Source organism: Natrinema hispanicum (assembly GCF_004217335.1).
GTDB classification, from domain to species: domain Archaea; phylum Halobacteriota; class Halobacteria; order Halobacteriales; family Natrialbaceae; genus Natrinema; species Natrinema hispanicum.
The window spans coordinates 987,275-1,005,840 of sequence record NZ_SHMP01000003.1 but is presented as its reverse complement, the minus strand read 5'-3'; the positions used below and the strand labels follow the sequence as shown (position 1 = coordinate 1,005,840).

The following is an 18,566-nucleotide window of genomic DNA, read 5'->3' as shown; positions in this document are numbered from 1 at the left end:
GTGACGACGGAATGGGTCGATCCGGCCAGTATGCGTACTGTATACGTCGAACACTCCCACACAGGAAAGCAGCGAATGAATAACGCTTATGCGCGGGCTACCCATGCACGAGCATAGAATGAGCGACATCGAGGGTGTATACGAGGATCTTGAGGCCGACGTTTCTCTCGAGGAGTTTCGCGAGGCCGTCGAGGCGAAAGTCGAGCAGATGGGGGGACTCGCGGACGAGGAGACGGCGGCGATGCTCGTCGCTCACGAAGTCGGCGAGAGCGAGGTCGGTGGCATCGCCGACATCGAGCCCGGCATGGAAGAGGCGAAGTTCGTCGCCAAGGTGATCTCGATCGGCGAGAAACGAACCTTCGAGCGTGACGGCGAGGACGAAGACGGGCAAGTCGTCAACGTCGAGGTCGCAGACGAAACCGGCTCGGTTCGGGCGGCATTCTGGGATGACCATGCCGAAGCCGCTATCGAAGAGCTCGAGGATGGACAGGTCCTCCGGATCAAGGGCCGTCCCAAAGAGGGCTTTTCCGGCGTCGAGGTCAGCGTCGACGATGTCGAACCCGACGACGACACCGAGGTCGACGTGCAGGTCTCCGATACGTACGCGATCGAGGACCTCTCGCTTGGCCTCTCGAACGTCACCCTCGTCGGCCTGCTTTTGGACACCGACAGCGTGCGCACGTTTGACCGCGACGATGGCTCCGAAGGGAAAGTCTCCAACCTCGTCCTCGGGGATTCCACCGGGCGCGTACGCGTAACACTCTGGGACGAACAGGCCGACCGTGCCACAGCACTCGAGGCCGGGACGACCGTCGAGGTGATCGACGGCTACGTCAAGGAACGTGACGGACAGCTAGAACTCCACGTCGGCAACCGCGGTGCCGTCGAGGAAATTGACGAAGACGTCGAGTACGTCCCCGAGAGCACGCCGATCGAAGACCTCGAGATCGGCCAGACGGTCGATATCGCGGGCGTCGTCCGCTCTGCCGACCCCAAACGCACGTTCGACCGCGACGACGGCTCCGAAGGACAGGTCCGAAACATCCGCGTCCAGGATGCGACCGGCGACATCCGCGTGGCACTGTGGGGCGAGAAGGCCGATATCGACGTGGGGCCGGGCGACGAGGTCGCACTCGGCGACGTCGAGATTCAGGACGGCTGGCAAGACGACCTCGAGGCGTCCGCCGGCTGGCAGTCGACGATTACGGTCTTAGAATCCGAGCCAGCCGGCTCGAGTGGGTCGACGGATGCCGACAACTCGAGCGACGAGAACGCTGGTCTGTCTGCCTTTGCCGGCGATGGAACCGACGAGGAACCGGCAACAGATGGCACCGACACCGGGTCGACGAAGACCGAGCCCGGCGACGCCGGATCGGACGAGCCGGCGGACGGCGAGGAACTCGAGTTTACCGGTGTCGTCGTGCAGGCGGGCAATCCGGTCGTCCTCGACGACGGGGAGGAGACCATGAGTGTCGCAACCGATGCCGACGTCGGTCTCGGTGAGGAGGTAACCGCCCGAGGGATCGTCCGCGATGGTCGTCTCGAGGCAAACGACGTGTTCTGACGCCTCGAGCAACCCATCACGAACCTAGGAAAAGCGTTAAGGGCGTTAGCTTCGCCTATAGTGATATGAACGTCGAACTCCCGTTCGCCCCGGTGGACACCATAATCCGGCGGAACGCGGGCGAGCTTCGGGTGAGCGCCGACGCGTCCAAGGAACTCGCAACGCGGATTCAGGAACACGGGAGCGAGCTCGCGATCGACGCCGCCAAGGAGGCGACGGCGGACGGCCGCAAGACACTGATGGCCCAGGATTTCGGGGTCGAGGCGGTCATCGACAAAGACGACCTCGAGTTACCGGTCGCACCGGTTGATCGCATCGCTCGGTTGGAGATCGACGACCGCTATCGCGTCTCGATGGACGCCCGCGTCGCGCTGGCCGACATCCTCGAGGATTACGCCGACAACGTCGCCCGGGCGGCGGCGATCCTCGCACGCCACGCCGACCGGCGGACGATCACCAACGACGACATCGAGACGTACTTTTCGTTATTCGAGTGAGCAAATGCAGTTCGGCTACAGCGAGGACTGTCTCGCACACGATCCCGGTTCGCGACACCCGGAGTCGCCGGACCGGCTACGAGCGATCCGGGAACGACTGAAGCGCAAACACGGCGTCGAATACGTCGAGGCCGACCCCTGCGACCTCGAGACGATGGCTGCCGTCCACGATCGGGAGTATCTCGAAGAGGTCCGGGAGTTCTGTGAGAACGGCGGCGGCAACTGGGATCCTGATACCACCGCCGTCGAAGCCACCTGGGATGCGGCTCGCCGGAGCGCTGGGCTCGCCTGTTGGGCCGCCGAATCGGCACTCGAGGGAGCGACAGGTCGCGAGACGCCGTTTTCGATCGGCCGGCCGCCGGGCCACCACGCGATCTACGACGACGCGATGGGGTTTTGTTTCGTCAACAACGCCGCCGTCGCCGCCCAGTATGCGCTCGATCACGACGACTACGACGTCGACCGCGTGGCGATCCTCGACTGGGACGTCCACCACGGCAACGGGACACACGACATCTTCTACGACAGCGACGACGTGTTCTTTGTCTCGATCCACGAGCAGGGACTCTATCCCGGTTCCGGCGACATCGACGAAACCGGCGAGGGCGACGGTGCGGGGACGACGATGAATATCCCGATGCCGGCTGGCACCGACGAGAACGGCTATCTGGCCGCCATCGACGGGCCGATCGCCGCCGCGTTCACCGCCTTCGATCCGGATCTCGTCCTCATCAGTGCGGGCTTTGACGCCCACCAACACGACCCGATCTCGCGGATTCGGCTCTCGACGGAAGCCTATGCACTGATGAGCGACCGCATGCGGTCACTCGCCGACGACCTCGACGCTGCATTGGCCTTTATCCTCGAGGGCGGCTACGGACTGGACGTCCTCGCCGACAGTGTCGCGCTCGTCCACGAGACCTTCGACGGCCGCGAACCGATCGAACCCGACGACGACCCCAGCGACAAGGCGATAGACACCCTCGAGGACGTGCTCGACGAACACGACCTCGACGTGGATGTCGACAGCCTCTGAGACGCTATCAGGTCTGTCTCAGGGCTGTGGGTCGAAATACGCTGCCAACTCTTGCCCGAACTCGTCGAGCAACGCCACGATCTCATCGTCGACGAGGACCTCGTAGTCGTCCTCGAGTGCCGTCTCGACGTGTGCCCCGAGGCCGACATCGAAAAGCCGGTCGCTTTCGAGGAACTCGCGGGCCGTGGTAAACGATCGCGGGCGCTCGGTGACGTACCGGCCGTCCTCGATGAAGGGCCCGTAGGCGTCGGGGTCGTCCGCGTAGGCGTCGTAGAAGCCGGCGGCATGGTCACGGACCTGAATCGGCGGCCCTTCGTGGCGCTCGACGGCTGGCCGTTCGCTGACGGCGAGTTCGGCAAAGACGACGGCGGTGTCGTCGGCGAACGTCGTCGCCCGGAACACGTCGAACCCGCGATCGTCGAGCCCGTTCGTGATCCCGTCGAGTGACTTGTAGAGTTGCGGGTAGAGTTGATCCTCGACGAGATCGGGGGCGTCGAACCGGACAGCGATGGGTGTGGTGGCTCGCCGCTCGAGGTGCTCGCGGAGCGCTGCGTCGGTGAGTGGCTCCGGGTCGTCGGCATCGAAGTAGTCCGGTCGGGGAGCCGTGAGGAACGCGCGGGCATAGTGTTGGAATCGCGCGACGTTCTCGGCCGCACAGACAGCAGCGACGTTGCGCTCGGGATCGGTGGGGTCGATGACGACCAGCGGATCGTCAAAACTCACACGACCGTGCTCCTCGGGGTCGAGTTCGACCGGCGGGTGCCAGTCGGCGGCAGCCTCGAGCAACGGCCGAAAGCCACCGTACTCACAGACGAGCAGCTCGGTGAGATAGCCGCTAAAGCCCTGCGTTCGGAGGTCGCTGCCGTAGACACCGATCCCCTTGAGAAACTGCTTCGTGACCCGGACGTCGCCGGCAAGATCGTCGTCGAGTCGCTGCTCGAGATACTGCGTGTGAAAGGGCGTCCGGTCGACCGCCGATCGGATTTCCGTCGCCGACTCGAGACGAAAACAGGGGACGACGTCGATGTCGAACCCCTCGACTTCGCCTTTCACGTAAGGATGTTCGGCGTACTCCTCGTGGCCGTCGGGGACCGTCGCGTGGCCGACCTCGAGACCGTACTCTTCTAAGGTGTCGCGGTCGAGCGCCGGTGGGAAGCGGACGAAAATATCGATATCGCGGTCGCCGCTGATCCAGGTGTTTCTGGCCGTCGAGCCGACCTGCAAAACGTCGGCGTCGGCACACCGCTCCGTGGCCGCCGTCTCGGCACGCTCGATCAGCCGATCGGCAACCTCGCGCAGCCGTGCCCGTTCCTCGGCAGCCGGATCGACGCGGTCGCGTACCGCGGCGACGACCCGCTCGGCGTTACCGTCAGCGTCCTCATCGCTCATGGCTGGATACACTCGAGCGGTGCGTGAAAGGGTATCGAACCCGCTGCCGGGAAAACGAAAGTCCTATTAAATGCACCCGGCAACAAGGGAGTAAGCCGAAGTAGCTCAGATGGTAGAGCACCTCGCTGTTAACGAGGTTGTCCCAGGTTCGAGTCCTGGCTTCGGCGCTGTTTTCTGAGCACCCACTCGCGAGGAGCGGTCGCTCCGAGCGGACCCGGCGAGAAAACCGGCGGAACGAGCCAGACTCGAACGCGCAAGTTGCACGCAGCCGAACGAAGTGAGGCCGACCGTCTCGCATCTGTTCGAGTCCTGGCGTCGGCGCTTCTCACGATTTCCCGCTCGACCAGTCGACGGTCTCTGTTGGCGATCGGCAACTGACCATAGGCTGCGTTGGGGCAGGATTAACGTTGTTCGGCAGTGACATAGGTCCATGACCAGCGATAGCGACGATCGACGGGGAACCGACCACCACGGCCACGACATCATCGACCCGCTCTACGTGGGCATCGTAACCGTCTCGAGTTCGCGAGCGAACGACTCCGATCCCGACGATCCGGGCGGCGACACCATCCAGGACTGTTTCGAAGCCGAAGGCCACGAGGTCCGCGAGCGACACCTCGTTCGGGACGACTACGCCGCGATCCGGACCGCCGTCCGGGGACTGGTCGCCCGCCAGGATATCGACGTGGTCTGTACCACCGGCGGCACGGGCGTCACTGTCGACGACGTCTCCCCCGAGGCGACCGCCTCGCTATTCGAGCGCGAGCTGCCGGGCTTTGGCGAGTTGTTCCGGTCGCTGTCGTGGGAGGAAGTCGGCACCCGCGCGATGGCGTCTCGTGCAACGGCGGGGATCGCCGTCGATACGCCGGTGTTCTGTCTGCCCGGCAGCAAAAGCGCCTGCGAAACCGCCTGTGAGGAGTTGATCGTCCCCGAAGCGCCCCACCTCGCGGGGCTGGCGACGCGCCACCGCGCCGGGACGGACGAGCCGACGCTGACGGAGTATCAGGAGTAGCCAGCGGCTCACGGCTCGAGATGCAGCGAGCGAACCGGACAGCAAACGTTAATTAGCGTGCACGGTTTGTGCCGAGTGGAGGGCCCTTAGCTCAGTCTGGTAAGAGCGCTCGGCTCATAACCGAGTGGTCGTTGGTTCGAATCCGGCAGGGCCCATGGAACCTGCGAGCGACAGCGAGCAGTGTGGAATGGACCGCTGACGGATTCGAAGCAGGGAGCAGCTTGCTGCGACCGTGGTTCGAATCCGGCAGGGCGCTCTGTGAACGCGAAATCGATCTGCTCGAGAAACCGTTGCCCGCGTTTCGACACCGTGCTGTGCGATCCCGACTCACTTACTCTGAACGCGGGGTCGGCACCGCGATCGCACCGCAACGCCGGCGGGGTCGGTTCGCGCGCAGCGCGAACGCCCCCTTGGCGGATGTCGCCAAGGCGACAGTGCCAAAAAATTACAGCGCCCTACCCCTGCCGCCGCACGCAGATCTCCAGTTGAAGCAGACGAAACGGTGGTTGTTCGTCAGTATCGGGGCTTCCGAGGATGAGCAACCCCCATATCAGATATATGATAGTTATAGTGGTAATACGATCGGATTTCTATAGTACCTCAAGCGAATAGATAGTACAAAATATATATATATATATATATATATAACAACGATCTTAAATTCATTCTAAAATGGATAAGAGGAGTCTTCTAAATGCAGTCACCCTAATGGACGGGAGACTAATTGAGCGTCGGAATGAAATTAAGAGAAAATTAACTGAACATCTAATAGCCCATAACTATGTATCAGGTCAGTTTGAGATTCACGATGTTCAGAAAGCCATGGAGCGGGAGACCGGATTGGAAGTAAAAGAAGCAGCTATTGAGTCCGCATTACAGTCTTTAGAAGATGACGAAGTTGTTAAGCATGTCTCTGGAGACACCTATCGAGCAACTAATCCACCTACTAAAAAGAATTTTGCAACCGAGTTTGAACCAGTATGGTTTGAATATAAAGACTTACTAGAAAATAGCAATTATGATAGACAAATCGATTATAAAATAGACAATCACAAAAATGCGCTTGAGGATTTCTTCCTTACATTCTTCCATACCGCTTTGGAAAATTCTGGTGATTTAGATCATTCAGATGGGAATACGCTATTAAATAATGACTTTCCCTCAGTTTTATCAGATGTCGTAGAGAGAAGGTCATTTTTGGAAGAGGATATTTTCAAAGAGAAGTTAGAGGAGTACGTAGAAAACAGGTCTTCTACATTACTCAGATTCACGGGTACGATTTACACTGGAATAGTTAATTTCGATCTCTTATCTAGAGAACGATATATAGATTTCAGCAATGCGCCTGATGCTAATAAAATTCTTTTTCTTGACACAAATATCTTGATAGGTTTGCTTTGCAAGACAGACCCTATTCATCCCCTTGTTTCAAGCATATGTGATCGGTCACAGGAGTTAGGATATGATCTCTATTTCCTACCACCCACATCAGAAGAACTTGAATACGTGATTGAGAAGGCCGATAAATTCCTCAATACGCCTTCAAAAACGGGAAAAGAAGCCGATAATCAATTCGTAGTAGATTTCACTAATAGGGGAAATATACATAGGACGGAGAGATATTTCACAGAGATAAACAGATGGAGAAAGACATTAGATGAAAATTGGAATATTACTCAGTGGAATGATAATACGCAAATTAATGAGACGGATTATACACTGATAAAGAACTGGGTTCGGAAAGTAGATGAATTGGAATCTGATGGTGAAAAATCAGCAGAACAAATCGCCCACGATACCAAACTCATCGCCTCAGCTACCGCCGTTCGTTCTTCAATCTCAGATGACTTACTGGTAGGACCATTTGTTGTCTCTAATAACTCATCTCTTTTATCAATAAATGATTTTGGAAAGAAAGAAACTTGGGAAAATGGTGTTGTTATTCATCCCCAAGGTTGGTTAGATTATCTTGTTGCCTTTTCCCCAGCAAAATTCACTGAAAATGAAAAGGAGGATGTTGCCGAAGCAATAATTAGTACTGCATCAACCTTTGATCAAGGGATAGATCTAGATGGCTATCTCGATATTTTGGCATCCCGTTCAGAGCTTGAGGGGGAGAACAAAGAGTTTCTAAAAGATATTGTATATGAGACACCGATTATATCGAAATTAGAATCTACTATTGAAGAAGGTGATAATGAATTATTAGAGTCTGAGGGAAGAGAATTAATGAATCAAGTGAATGAACTACTGCGAGAGAAGGTCGATAACGACAAGCAGCTAAGGAATGTGTCCGAATCATATAAAGAAGAGAAGGAACGTAGAAAAATAGAAGAGGAAAAAAGAAAGGAACTTGAGAAGGTGATTGAAGATACCTCTGGGCTAGAAATCACAAATATCCAGAAATCAAATCAGGAGATGAAGGTACAAGTTACGCAAGATATGAGGCAAAATATCGAGAAGTTCTCCAATGATCTTGAGTCGGCTTTAGAAGGATCATTTGATAAAAACAACGTACCTGAACCACCAGATGACTATTCAAACGTAGATAGTGTGATCAGCTGGTTGGAGAAAGTTGAAAAGATCCTATCTACTGCAGAAAAAATCCCTGACAAAGCTAAACAACTCCAACCTTACGCAATAGGCCTTTTAGCGTCTTTAGGAGCCTAGTTAATGCGGTGAGATTAGTAAATCTGATTTATTTTCTCTAGTTCCTCCCTGGGTTTCCACGTCAACAAAATCCGAGTCCCGAGTATACACACGAACCGTGACTCGTCGTGTGCATCGCTCGAGTCGACCCGTCGGTTACCCCGCCGGTTTGCTCTGGTGACGGATACGCTCTACCGGCTGTGAGCCGACAGCGGCCGTTCAGTGAGTCAAAAACGAGGAGTTCAGTGGCCGTGTGTCGAGTCTGCAAGTCAGGACCATGGCGACGATGCATACCGACGAGACGCACTCGAGCGCGCACCTGACTTTGCCGACTGCAACACGACCAACGCAGTGGTGAGTGCCTGCAACGTTCCGAAGTGCGTCCAAGCTGCCCGCCAGGGCCTCGAGCGCGATGACCTCACACTCGAGCAGCGCCGAGACGCTGTCGACGCGAACAGTGGCGTTCGACGGTGAAATCGAGATTGCTGTCACTACTGAGTTCGGTTTTCGCTCGAGAACCGCCGGCCAGAGCCAGCGGTTGAGCCCCTCCATCCGAGAGGGAGTGTCTCAGACGAGCTGCTGTACTGATGTTCCGGTAGGTCCGCAGTGTGGGTTGTGATTGCACCAGCACTGACTGACAGGAGTCTGTCTCACTCGAGAGGGCCTGAGATCGGGTGATGATGTGGCTATTGACGGTGGACCGATCCCAGGAGGGCGGAGCGGGTCCGTCTGTCTCGAAGCCGATCGGATTCGATCTGGCACCGACGGAATGCCCCCTCCGCCATCTACGGATTTGAAGTGTGTTGAAATAACCCTGGTGGCCGAATGACTGGTACCGTAACAACTAACAGGAATTACCGGAAACAATGAACTACCTCCGGAACAGCCGGAGGGACTTCCCCCACCCCCCATTACCGTTTTGCGAAACACCGAGTCGATCGAAAGCGGTGCGTGCTGCGTTCTACGGTGATCGCTGCCACCGTGTCACCGCAGCGACGCGCGGTCGCTCGCACAGCCACACAACCCAAAGCCGAAACCCCGAAACCCATCCACCACCTACGAGCGCCCATGAGCGAAAAGACGGGGACGTTTGTCGTCACGCACGCCGAGCCAGAGTCGGCGGTCGTCCGCGACGTCGAGACCGCACAGGTCCACCCCCTCGCGTCGAATCCCGGCCTCGAGGTCCACAACGTCCTCGAGGCGACCGTCGCACCGGAACCGCCACTGGAGGTTGCGTGGGAAGTGATCGACGTCGCGGAACGGCGCTCGATCGAGTTGGTCGATAGCGATCTCGAGCCGACCCAGCACGAAAAGGCGCTGGCAGCCGACGCCGAGGTCGGCGACCTGATCCAAGAAGAGCGCGCCGGGACGGGCGAGCTGCACGTGTTCTGTCTCCCCGAAGGCGAGCTCGAGGCAGCAGCTCAGGACGTCCTCGAGGACGAGGAGACGGTCGCGCGAGCAGCCAGACTCGAAGCGGTTCGCGTAGAGGTGCGATGTTCGGCAGCCGACGGCGTGATGAGCGTCCGCTATCTGCCGGAGTGATACGGACTCCTGTCAGTCAGTGCCGGCGGGACCGCGACCTGCACTGCGGTCCCACCGGAACAGCGGGACAGCAGACCGTATGCGCCAGTAGGTCGGCGTCGCGAGTGGCGATGCCGTCGGGTTCGATTCGCTGACACGCGGCGATGAAAGGGAGTCGAAATGGAGAAGGCTTACTTCGGGGGCCTGCAAGAGAAGCGATATATGGCGTATTTCGACGTACCGGAGATCGAATACAACCGGTACAGTAACCGCCAACTCGCGGCGGTTCCGCTCGCGGTCCTCGCGGTTGCATTGCTCGTCCTCAGTGGGTCGTTTCTCGTGTACGGCACGCCGGTGCCGCTGGGGATGGACTTCGCCGGTGGGACGGAACTGACCGTCCAGACGACGGCGTCGGCCGACGAGATCTCGGCGGCGTTCGATCAACAGCCCGAATCGGTGACTGGGGCAGGCGGCGAGAACCAGTATATTGTGCAGTTCGCCTCGACCGACTCCCAGTCCCTGCGAGAGCAGGCTGAATCGAACCTGGCCCAAGACGGCGACAGCGCGATCGTCCAATCGATCTCGTCGACGTCGGCGAGCTTCGGGGAGGGAAGCCAGCAGACGGCCCTTATGGGACTCGTCATTGCCTTCGTCGGGATGAGCGCGATCGCCTTCCTGCTGTTTCGGACGTTCGTCCCCTCGATCGCGATCGTCATCTCGGCGTTTTCGGACCTTATGATCCCGCTTGCGTTCATGCGACTCGTCGGGATTCCGCTCTCGCTTGGGACGGTCGCCGGCCTGCTGATGTTGATCGGCTACTCCGTCGACTCCGACATCCTGTTGAACAACCACGTCCTGCGCCGTAGCGGTGACTTCTACGAGAGTACCTACCGCGCGATGCGCACCGGCGTCACGATGACGGTCACGTCGATGGTCGCGATGCTCGTGATGGGCGTCGCGGCGTTTCTGTTCGGCATCGACCTGCTGGCATCGATCGGTATCATCCTGTTCGTCGGCCTCGCAGCCGACCTGATGAACACCTACATGTTGAATCTAAGTCTGCTTCGCTGGTACAAATTCGAGGGGGTCCGCTCATGAATCCGATCAGCGCCGTCAAGTCCAACTGGCGGGTGCTCTTGCTGGTGGCGTTCGTCGGCTTTGCCGTCGTCGCCCTGTTCATCCCCGGTGGTATCGTCGCCGACAACAGCGTCGCCGGAAACGAAAGTCTCCAGGACAGCCCCACGAACCTCGAGTTCGGCCTGGGTCTCGAGGGCGGGACCCGGCTACGGGCCCCCGTCACGGGGATGACCGCCGAGGGGATCGCACCCGACGCGGTCAGCGACAACGGGCAAGTCGACCAGAATCGGATCGACGAAGTCGAGGCAGCGCTCCGCGGTGATGGGGCAGAGCAACTCGGCCTCGAGCCGGCAAACGCCAGCGTCCACGTCCAAGACGACGGGACGGTCGTCGCGGAGGTGTTCACCGACGACGTCAGCGACGCGGAGTTCGCTGCAGCACTGCAATCGGCAGGCGCTGACGTCTCCGAAGACGATATCCGCGACGGCGTGAGCCAGCGGACCCGCGATCAGATCATCGAGACGATCCAGACGAAGATCAACGCTGCGGGGCTCTCCGGTGGCACGGTTTACGAGCAGACGACGCCGAACGGCGACCACTATATCGTCGTCGAAGTGCCCAACATGGGCTCCGACGAACTCCGCACCATCCTCTCCGAGCGCGGCGTCGTCGAGGTCGTCGCCTACTATCCCACCGGAAGCGGGAACCAGACCAACGAAACGGTGCTGACCGGCGACGATATCGCCAGCGTCGACCCACCCCAGCAGCCACAGTCGCGGCCGGGACAGGCGAGTCAGGGCTACGTGGTCCCAGTCCAGGTCAGTGAGGACGCCGCACCCGGGTTCCAACAGCAGATGAACGACCAGGGCTTTACCGACCCGAACGAAGGGATGGGCCGGTGTAGTCTTGACACCACCAACGGAACCGTCGACTTCGACCACGAGAACGAGCAATACTGTCTGGTGACGGTCACCGACGGCAAGCCCGTCGCCGCACACAGCATGGGCTCGCGTCTGGCCGAAACGATGCGAAGCCAAGAGTGGGCCAACGACCCCACCTTCCAGATGGGTGCCCAGAACCAACAGGACGCCCAGTCACTCTCGGTCAATCTGAAAGCCGGCAGCCTGCGCGCACCGCTCGACTTCGGTGAGAGTCAGATCTACTCGATCGAAGCGGCCCACGCCGACCAGTTCAAACAGTACTCGTTGCTGATCGGGCTCCTCTCGGTGTTCACCGTCAGCGGCGTCGTCTACGCCCGCTATACGGACACGCGCGTCGCCCTGCCGATGATCGTCACGGCACTGGCAGAGGTCGTCGTCTTGCTCGGATTCGCCGCGCTGATACGCATGCCGCTGGATCTCTCCCACGTCGCCGGGTTCATCGCCGTCGTCGGGACCGGGGTCGACGACCTCGTGATCATCGCCGACGAAGTGATGGACGAAGGCGACGTCAGTTCGGAACGAGTCTTCCAGTCACGGTTCCGCAAAGCCTTCTGGGTCATCGGAGCCGCCGCGGCGACGACCGTCGTCGCCCTCTCACCGCTTGCCGTCTTGAGCCTCGGCGACCTCCGCGGGTTCGCGATCATCACCATCCTCGGCGTCTTCATCGGGGTATTGATCACTCGCCCCGCCTACGGTGACATCCTCCGTCGGCTGCTGACCGACCGCTAACGCTCGCTTTGGGCGTTTTCATCGCCCGTCTCGACATCGTGGACACCAGTTGACAGTGTCGCCATCACCGTGTGCAGACGCGAATCGTCCGAAACCGGGTCGTTACACGACGGACAGCTCGGCATTCAGATTACCACGATACCACAGCGCTGCGAGTGTCACAAGCGATCAGCTGGCAGGTACAGCACGCTCGGACGAAGATTGGTAACTCGTCAGCAGGCGTCGTTCCCTGGCCGATGAGCGGCGTCGGGCCGATCGGCGCTACTCTCGAGAGCGAAGAGGATCGCATCGACGTACTCGAGCGCTCGTATCGACATCCCGCCCGTTTCTGAGGGCCGTCCTCTTCTAGATTTACAAGCGGGGCAACGAAGAGGAGCTGAGCTATTGAACAGACGCTCGAAGACGATCAGTGAGAACAGTGGGAAACGTCCTCGCCAGAAATCGGGGAAAGCCTAGGCCGGGATTTGAACCCGGGCTCTCGTCCTTACCAAGGACGCGCTTTACCGCTAAGCTACCCAGGCGCGTACTTCTTCGTTGTTCGGAGCCGTCTTTATGGGTTTCGATTCGGACGGGCTGTGCGTCGGTATGTCGTAGCGCCCTTCCAGTATCTATCGTCGCCACTGGTCGTCAGTACAGCGTCGATCGCACGTCAATGCGCGATCGGTGACAAACTCGAGTCAGCTGGTGCGAGAAATACGATCAGTGATCCGTCGCCGATGTCGCTCGATCAGTCGTGGAGTCCTCGAGCGATTGTTCGCGGACCTTCGCTTCGAGATCGGTCAGACACTCCGTGACCGGCGGGAACGAGGTGCCGGCAGTGTCGGCGATGTCCGCGGCGACGGCGAGCAGTTTGGGTGACGGGGTTTCGTCGACGGCGACAGCGCCGGTGCGGACGGCGAGTTCGAGCACGTCGCGTTCGAGATTGGTATCGATCGATTCGAGATCGGTGCTGTCGGTCCCGACATCTGCCTCCGTCTCGGCCTCGAGTGCACTGCGGCAGGTCTGGTCGCGCCCGAACGACTGGACCGTGCGGACGGCTTTCCCGGCGGCGTCGGTATGAGCCAGCAGGTAGAAGCCGCGTGCGACGAGAATATCGGCCGCGAGGATCGCGAGGTCAGCGTCGCTGGCATCGGCGTCGGTCGCCGTCCACGGTTCGTCGTGGGCGAGCGACCGCGTCAGTCGGAGCCCCTCGTAGATGAGCTGGACGCCGGCGGCGTGCGTGACGATGCTCTCGGGGTCGCGATCGCGGTCGGACGCATGTGATTGATGATGGTCCCCAGAGTCGGGCTCGATGTCGTGGCAGCGGCCCTTCACGTCCTCGAGAGCGTGGCCCTCGGGAGCCATCGCCACAGCGCTCTCGAAGGTGAGTGCTGCGGGAACCATCGATGCCCGGTCGAGGACGGATTCGATGTACTCGTACAACCGTGGTGGTTCGACGTCCGCGACGGCCTCGACGGCGGCACGCCGACAGCTGTCGGCCTTCTCCATTAGCGGGGGGTTACGACGGAGTAGGCAAAGACCTTTGGAAACGCCTGATCGACTGCAACTATGATCGATGTTGACACGAACGGATCGATTCGGACGATCACGCTCGACCGCCCCGAAGCGCGCAACGCCTTCACCGTCGACGGGCTCACCGCACTCGAGACAGCAGTCGACGACGCCGACGAGCCAGTCATCTACCTTTGTGGCCGCGGCCCGGCGTTCTGTGCAGGGGCAGATCTGAACGCGGTCGCGGCCCTCGAGGGAGATCGCGACCGTGCGGCCGAGTTCGCGCGACTGGGCCAGCGCGTCGCGCGCACGATCGAGGACACACCGGCGATCGTCGTCGCCGGGATCGACGGCCCCGCACGCGGTGGCGGGCTCGAGCTCGCGCTGGCCTGTGACGTCCGCATCGGCACACCCGACTCGACCTACGGCGAGCCTGGTGTCAGCTTCGGACTGTTCGGTGCCTGGGGCGGGACCGTCCGGCTGCCACGTGTCATGGGCGAGGGAGACGCCCTCGAGTTCGCACTCACCGGGCGATCGATCGACGCCGAGGAGGCCCTGCAGAAGGGCGTGATCTCGCGCATCGAGGACGATCCTCAGTCAGTGGCCGAGGAGATCGCGGCAAACGCCACGGACACGCTACCAGTCCTGAAACGACGGCTCCGTGACGACAGCGAGCGCGCGACACAAGAGCGACGCGAGGCCGCAGCCTTTGCCGACCTCGTCGCCGCCCACGCCGACGACATCGACGCCGTGCTCGACTAGAAACCCTTTGAACCGAGCATTTCACTCGCACAGTGATCTTGGTGACGAGAAGGGAACATATCGTGAGAGAGCTTGAACCGGCCCGGATCGGTGTTACTCGAGTGGCTCCGGAGCCGGCGGCACCGTGCGCTTGTGTTCGCTGCCGGCGTACATCCCGCGGACCCGCTCGACTGTCTCCGCGTCGACCTCGAGCAACCGACAGGTCGCCGCCACGGAGAGCGGACCGTCGATATGGGCAGCCAGAATCGAGTCGAGCGTCTCGTAGCTGATTCCCAGTTCGTCCTCATCGGTCTGGTCGGCCCACAGCTCGGCGGTCGCGGTCTTGGCCGCCAGGTCCTCGGGAACGCCGACATGACGGGCGAGCTGACGAACCTGTGCCTTGTAGAGGTTGCCGATCGGGTGGCAGTCGACCGCGCCGTCGCCGTACTTGGTGAAGTAGCCAACGGCGGCCTCGCTGCGGTTGCCGGTGCCCAGCACCAGCCGACTCTCGTGATTGGCGACGAGATAGTTGAGCACCGCCCGAACACGGGCACGGGCATTGCCGACGGCTTCGTGGTCACCCTCGGCGTCAGGGTAGACAGACAGCAACGAGTCGACGATCGGCTCGATTTCGATCACGTCGTAGGTAATCTCCAACTTCTGGGCGACCCGCTCGGCGTCGCTCATGTGCTCCTCGCTGCTGACGTGTGCCGGCAATACGAGCCCGTGGACGTTTTCTGCCCCAAGCGCTTCAACGGCGAGATGGCCGATCAGCGTGCTATCGATCCCACCCGAAAACCCAAGGACGACGCCGTCGGCTCCCGCGGCCTCGACCTGCTCCCGAATGAACGCCGTGATGTGGTCGCGCTGTTGCTCGAGTTCTGCCTCCGAAAAGCGAAGGTCGATCATATGACAGGCTAGGGGCGGCGTGACCTAATAGGCACCCCTCCCCGCGAAAAAGTGGTCGAACGACCGGTTTCGATGTGTGCTCGAGAGCGCTACGTTGAAGTGTAGCCGGCAAGTACAGTCATGCGAGCGCCGATGGTGAGCAGTTCCGGCGGAACTGTGATCTGTGGTGCGCGAGGAACGCAGTGACGAAGCGCGCCGATGGTCCAGTGGTAGGACTCGAGCTTCCCAAGCTCGCGGCCCGGGTTCAATTCCCGGTCGGCGCATTTTTCGAGGATATCTCCGGATGAGTGTCGTTACTCCGCAACGATCAAGAATAGCAAGAAGCTCAACGTCGTGACTCGAGCCCCGACAGCCGCTACTCGTGAATCCCCATCGCTTCGATCTGCTCTTGATACCGGTTGCGAATCGTCACTTCGGTCACCTGCGCAACATCGGAGACCTCGCGCTGGGTCTTCTTCTCGTTGCAGAGCAGTGAGGCAGCATAGATCGCAGCTGCGGCATACCCCGTCGGTGACTTGCCCGAGAGCAGTCCCTGTTCGGTCGTCGTATCGATGATCTCGTTGGCTTTCGCCTGGACCTCCTCGGACAGCTCGAGTTCCGAGCAAAACCGTGGCACGTACTTTTTGGGGTTGACCGGTTCCATCTCGAGGCCGAGTTCTTGAGCCACATACCGATACGTGCGGCCGATCTCCTTGCGCTCGACGCGTGAGACGCCGGAAACTTCCTCGAGCGAGCGGGGGATGCCCTCCATCCGGCAGGCGGCATAGAGGGTGCTGGTTGCGACGCCTTCGATCGAGCGCCCGCGGATGAGGTCTTCGTCGAGTGCACGCCGGTACATCACACAGGCGACCTCGCGCACCGAGCGAGGGATGCCAAGCGAGGAGGCCATCCGGTCAGTCTCGGAGAGTGCGAACTGCAGGTTGCGCTCGCCGGCGTCTTTGGTGCGGATGCGCTCTTGCCACTTGCGCAGGCGGCGCATCTGGTTGCGCTTGTCCGAGGAAAGCGACCGGCCGTAGGCGTCCTGGTTCTTCCAGTCGATCGAGGTCGTCAGCCCCTTGTCGTGCATCGTCTGGGTCGTCGGCGCGCCCACCCGGGACTTGTTCTGGCGTTCGGAGTGGTTGAACGCTCGCCACTCCGGCCCGTGGTCGATGTTCGTTCCTTCGACGATCAGGCCACACTCGTCACAGACGAGTTCGCCCTGATCCTCGCTTTTGACGAGGGTCCCGCTACCGCATTCGTCACAGGCACGCTCACCCGCTGATTCCTGCGTTTGTTCTGTCGTTCCAGGATTACGTTCGCGCTGGCGGGGTGGGCTTGCCATGTCATGTAGAGAACAACGGCGCAAGAACTTAAGGCCTCGCCGCGATAGAACGCCGGCCTCACAGAAGAGTGATGAGCCGTTTCACCGATAAATCGACGCTACGGAGGTCAGAAATGACCCGACAGCGTGCCGACCAGCACCAGAATCCACATCGCGATTCCGACTAGCAGCATGTCGTTGACCCGTGAGGGACGCGCTGCGCGTTTGGCCGCACCGCCGGCGAGCAGTCCGAGCGCGACGACGACGAGCATCCGCTGGACGACGACCTCGAGCGGCAGTGTATCGACGCCGAGCATGCCGTAGTCGAGCCAGATCGCGACCGCAAGCGAGCCCGCGGCGACGACCGCGGCGTCGAGTCGACGCGTCAGCCCGCGTGCGATGAGAGAGGTCGCCGTCGGGAGACCGAGGCCGATCACCGGATACAGTACCGCGGCGATCTGGTGGGGCGTGAGAAACGTCGCACGGTGCTCGAGGACGATACCGCCCGCCCGCACGCCGAGCAACAGGGCGATGATGGCGAAGGCGAGGGCAAAGTGGCCACCCTCGAGTCGGGCGAGTGCAGCCGCAAGGCGACGCCGATCGGCGTCGGTCAGGTGATCGTCGAGGGCATCGGCCGTTCGCTGGCCCAGTCGGTCGGTGACGTGGTCGGCTCCAGCGGGGTCGTGAGAGTGCCGCCTGTGAGCCCGGATGCCGACCAGCGTGGGCACGACGAGCAGGCCGGCGAGATCGACCACCGTCGCCCAGCCGTCGGCATCGGAAGAGTTGCTGTTCCCCAGATAGATCCGCCGTACGTCGTCTTCGACGTCGATCTGGGGATGATCCATGAAGTTGGACTCGACCGTTCGCTGGGCGGCCTGTGAGCCGTGGACGCGGTGGCGGAGCGTAAACCAGTCGAAGTGTTCGGAGTGTGTCTGCATGGCGACCCAGTCGTCGCCCTCGTTGGGACTCTCGTAGAGACGGATGTGATAGCGCTGGCCGTAGTAGCTGCCGTCCTCGAGCTGGCGTGTTTCGGTCATCCAGTAGCCGCTCTCGTTGGGCCCGGGATCGACGTAGGCGTAGCGAGTTCCGCCGTCGGCCTCACCCCAGTTGAACTCGGGCAAGCGGCTCCGTGGGCCGTTCGATGCGTCGTCGGGTGCATCGGTGCTCGAGTCGGTCGACGCGTTGTGTGTCGAGTTATTCGACGCAGTGGCGACCGAGTCGTTCGGCGGCGGTTCGGTGATCGACTGGGCCTCGTTGTCGGAGCTGTTCCCGCCAACGAGGGCATACGTTTCCGGAACCGCAGCCTCCTCGGGATCATCGATCTCGGACCAGTCGCCGTCGTTCGCTTCGACCAGGACTCGCTCGACGTCCGTGACGTCACCGCGGACGATTACGTTGATCGGGCTCCGCTTTTGAAACCCCTTGCGAGGGCTGAGATACTCCCAGAAGCCGCTCTCGGAGTCGTCGAACGAGACGAGGGCTGGGGTTGGCTGTGTGGTGTGGGTCGGCTCCGCGGCTGGCTGCTGGCTCGACGAGAGCGACAGTGCCATCGATGGCCCACCGATGAGCACGAACGCGAGAAAGAGCAAGACGGCCGCAATCACGAGCGAGCGACGCATGTCTCCGTCAGTAGCGACAGAAGACATATCAAACTGTGTGTACCGACCCGATCCGTCGAAAAGCGGGCAACGGCCAACGGCTCGTCACGTC

General features: G+C 60.6%; 14 protein-coding genes, 4 tRNA genes and 1 pseudogene. 13 read left to right on the top strand and 6 right to left on the bottom strand.

Annotation, left to right across the window (positions count from 1 at the left end):
• The first annotated feature begins 118 nt into the window (after positions 1-118).
• The 3 genes from BDK88_RS05775 (at position 119) to BDK88_RS05765 (ending at position 3,097) form a co-directional block, all read left to right on the top strand.
• Positions 119-1,564 (top strand): single-stranded DNA binding protein, encoded by a 1,446-nt coding sequence (locus BDK88_RS05775; RefSeq protein ID WP_130499554.1) that lies wholly within the window; start codon positions 119-121, stop codon positions 1,562-1,564.
• Positions 1,565-1,629: 65 nt separating this feature from the next.
• On the top strand, positions 1,630-2,061 hold the full coding sequence (locus tag BDK88_RS05770; protein ID WP_130499553.1) for a histone: 432 nt from the start codon (positions 1,630-1,632) through the stop codon (positions 2,059-2,061).
• A gap of 4 nt (positions 2,062-2,065) precedes the next feature.
• A complete protein-coding gene (locus BDK88_RS05765) occupies positions 2,066-3,097 on the top strand; it encodes a histone deacetylase family protein (RefSeq protein ID WP_130499552.1) in 1,032 nt (343 codons plus the stop codon).
• An 18-nt stretch (positions 3,098-3,115) separates the two neighbouring features.
• On the opposite strand, the gene cca is transcribed toward BDK88_RS05765, so the two are convergent.
• Positions 3,116-4,486 carry a CCA tRNA nucleotidyltransferase gene (gene cca / locus BDK88_RS05760; RefSeq protein ID WP_130499551.1) on the bottom strand — a complete coding sequence of 457 codons (1,371 nt, stop codon included), beginning with the start codon at positions 4,484-4,486 and terminating at the stop codon, positions 3,116-3,118.
• Between the two features lie 94 nt (positions 4,487-4,580).
• Here cca and BDK88_RS05755 point away from each other — a divergent pair.
• From BDK88_RS05755 to BDK88_RS05720, 8 genes and pseudogenes are all read left to right on the top strand, one after another.
• Positions 4,581-4,653, top strand: a tRNA-Asn gene (locus tag BDK88_RS05755).
• Between the two features lie 263 nt (positions 4,654-4,916).
• The gene (locus BDK88_RS05750; RefSeq protein WP_130499550.1) at positions 4,917-5,498 is read left to right on the top strand and encodes a MogA/MoaB family molybdenum cofactor biosynthesis protein; all 582 of its coding nucleotides are present in this window, start codon (positions 4,917-4,919) and stop codon (positions 5,496-5,498) included.
• 80 nt (positions 5,499-5,578) lie between these two features.
• A tRNA-Ile gene (locus BDK88_RS05745) sits at positions 5,579-5,653 on the top strand.
• 517 nt (positions 5,654-6,170) lie between these two features.
• Positions 6,171-8,168, top strand: a complete 1,998-nt coding sequence (locus BDK88_RS05740; protein WP_130499549.1) for a hypothetical protein — start codon at positions 6,171-6,173, stop codon at positions 8,166-8,168.
• A 201-nt stretch (positions 8,169-8,369) separates the two neighbouring features.
• A pseudogene (locus BDK88_RS05735) lies at positions 8,370-8,646 on the top strand (DUF7692 domain-containing protein); the annotation flags it as partial.
• 569 nt (positions 8,647-9,215) lie between these two features.
• Entirely contained in the window at positions 9,216-9,689 is a 474-nt protein-coding gene (locus BDK88_RS05730) for a DUF5812 family protein (protein WP_130499548.1), read from the top strand.
• 201 nt (positions 9,690-9,890) lie between these two features.
• A complete protein-coding gene (gene secF, locus BDK88_RS05725) occupies positions 9,891-10,766 on the top strand; it encodes a protein translocase subunit SecF (RefSeq protein ID WP_130499811.1) in 876 nt (291 codons plus the stop codon).
• Entirely contained in the window at positions 10,763-12,415 is a 1,653-nt protein-coding gene (locus tag BDK88_RS05720) for a preprotein translocase subunit SecD (protein WP_130499547.1), read from the top strand. The genes secF and BDK88_RS05720 overlap by 4 nt, the downstream gene beginning before the upstream one ends.
• Positions 12,416-12,864: 449 nt before the next feature.
• Here the strand turns inward: BDK88_RS05720 and BDK88_RS05715 are convergent.
• Positions 12,865-12,936, bottom strand: a tRNA-Thr gene (locus tag BDK88_RS05715).
• A gap of 178 nt (positions 12,937-13,114) precedes the next feature.
• Positions 13,115-13,903: a DUF7114 family protein gene (locus BDK88_RS05710; RefSeq protein ID WP_130499546.1), complete on the bottom strand. Its 789-nt coding sequence runs from the start codon at positions 13,901-13,903 to the stop codon at positions 13,115-13,117.
• A gap of 60 nt (positions 13,904-13,963) precedes the next feature.
• Here BDK88_RS05710 and BDK88_RS05705 point away from each other — a divergent pair, with 60 nt between their 5' ends.
• On the top strand, positions 13,964-14,668 hold the full coding sequence (locus BDK88_RS05705) for an enoyl-CoA hydratase/isomerase family protein (protein WP_130499545.1): 705 nt from the start codon (positions 13,964-13,966) through the stop codon (positions 14,666-14,668).
• A gap of 93 nt (positions 14,669-14,761) precedes the next feature.
• Here the strand turns inward: BDK88_RS05705 and BDK88_RS05700 are convergent, their stop codons facing one another.
• Positions 14,762-15,556 (bottom strand): NAD+ synthase, encoded by a 795-nt coding sequence (locus tag BDK88_RS05700; RefSeq protein ID WP_130499544.1) that lies wholly within the window; start codon positions 15,554-15,556, stop codon positions 14,762-14,764.
• A 192-nt stretch (positions 15,557-15,748) separates the two neighbouring features.
• Here BDK88_RS05700 and BDK88_RS05695 point away from each other — a divergent pair.
• Positions 15,749-15,819 (top strand) — tRNA-Gly (locus BDK88_RS05695).
• A gap of 92 nt (positions 15,820-15,911) precedes the next feature.
• On the opposite strand, the gene BDK88_RS05690 is transcribed toward BDK88_RS05695, so the two are convergent.
• Both BDK88_RS05690 and BDK88_RS05685 read right to left on the bottom strand, forming a co-directional pair.
• On the bottom strand, positions 15,912-16,877 hold the full coding sequence (locus BDK88_RS05690; protein WP_130499543.1) for a transcription initiation factor IIB: 966 nt from the start codon (positions 16,875-16,877) through the stop codon (positions 15,912-15,914).
• A 107-nt stretch (positions 16,878-16,984) separates the two neighbouring features.
• Positions 16,985-18,475 carry a hypothetical protein gene (locus BDK88_RS05685; RefSeq protein ID WP_130499542.1) on the bottom strand — a complete coding sequence of 497 codons (1,491 nt, stop codon included), beginning with the start codon at positions 18,473-18,475 and terminating at the stop codon, positions 16,985-16,987.
• Between the last annotated feature and the right edge of the window lie 91 nt (positions 18,476-18,566).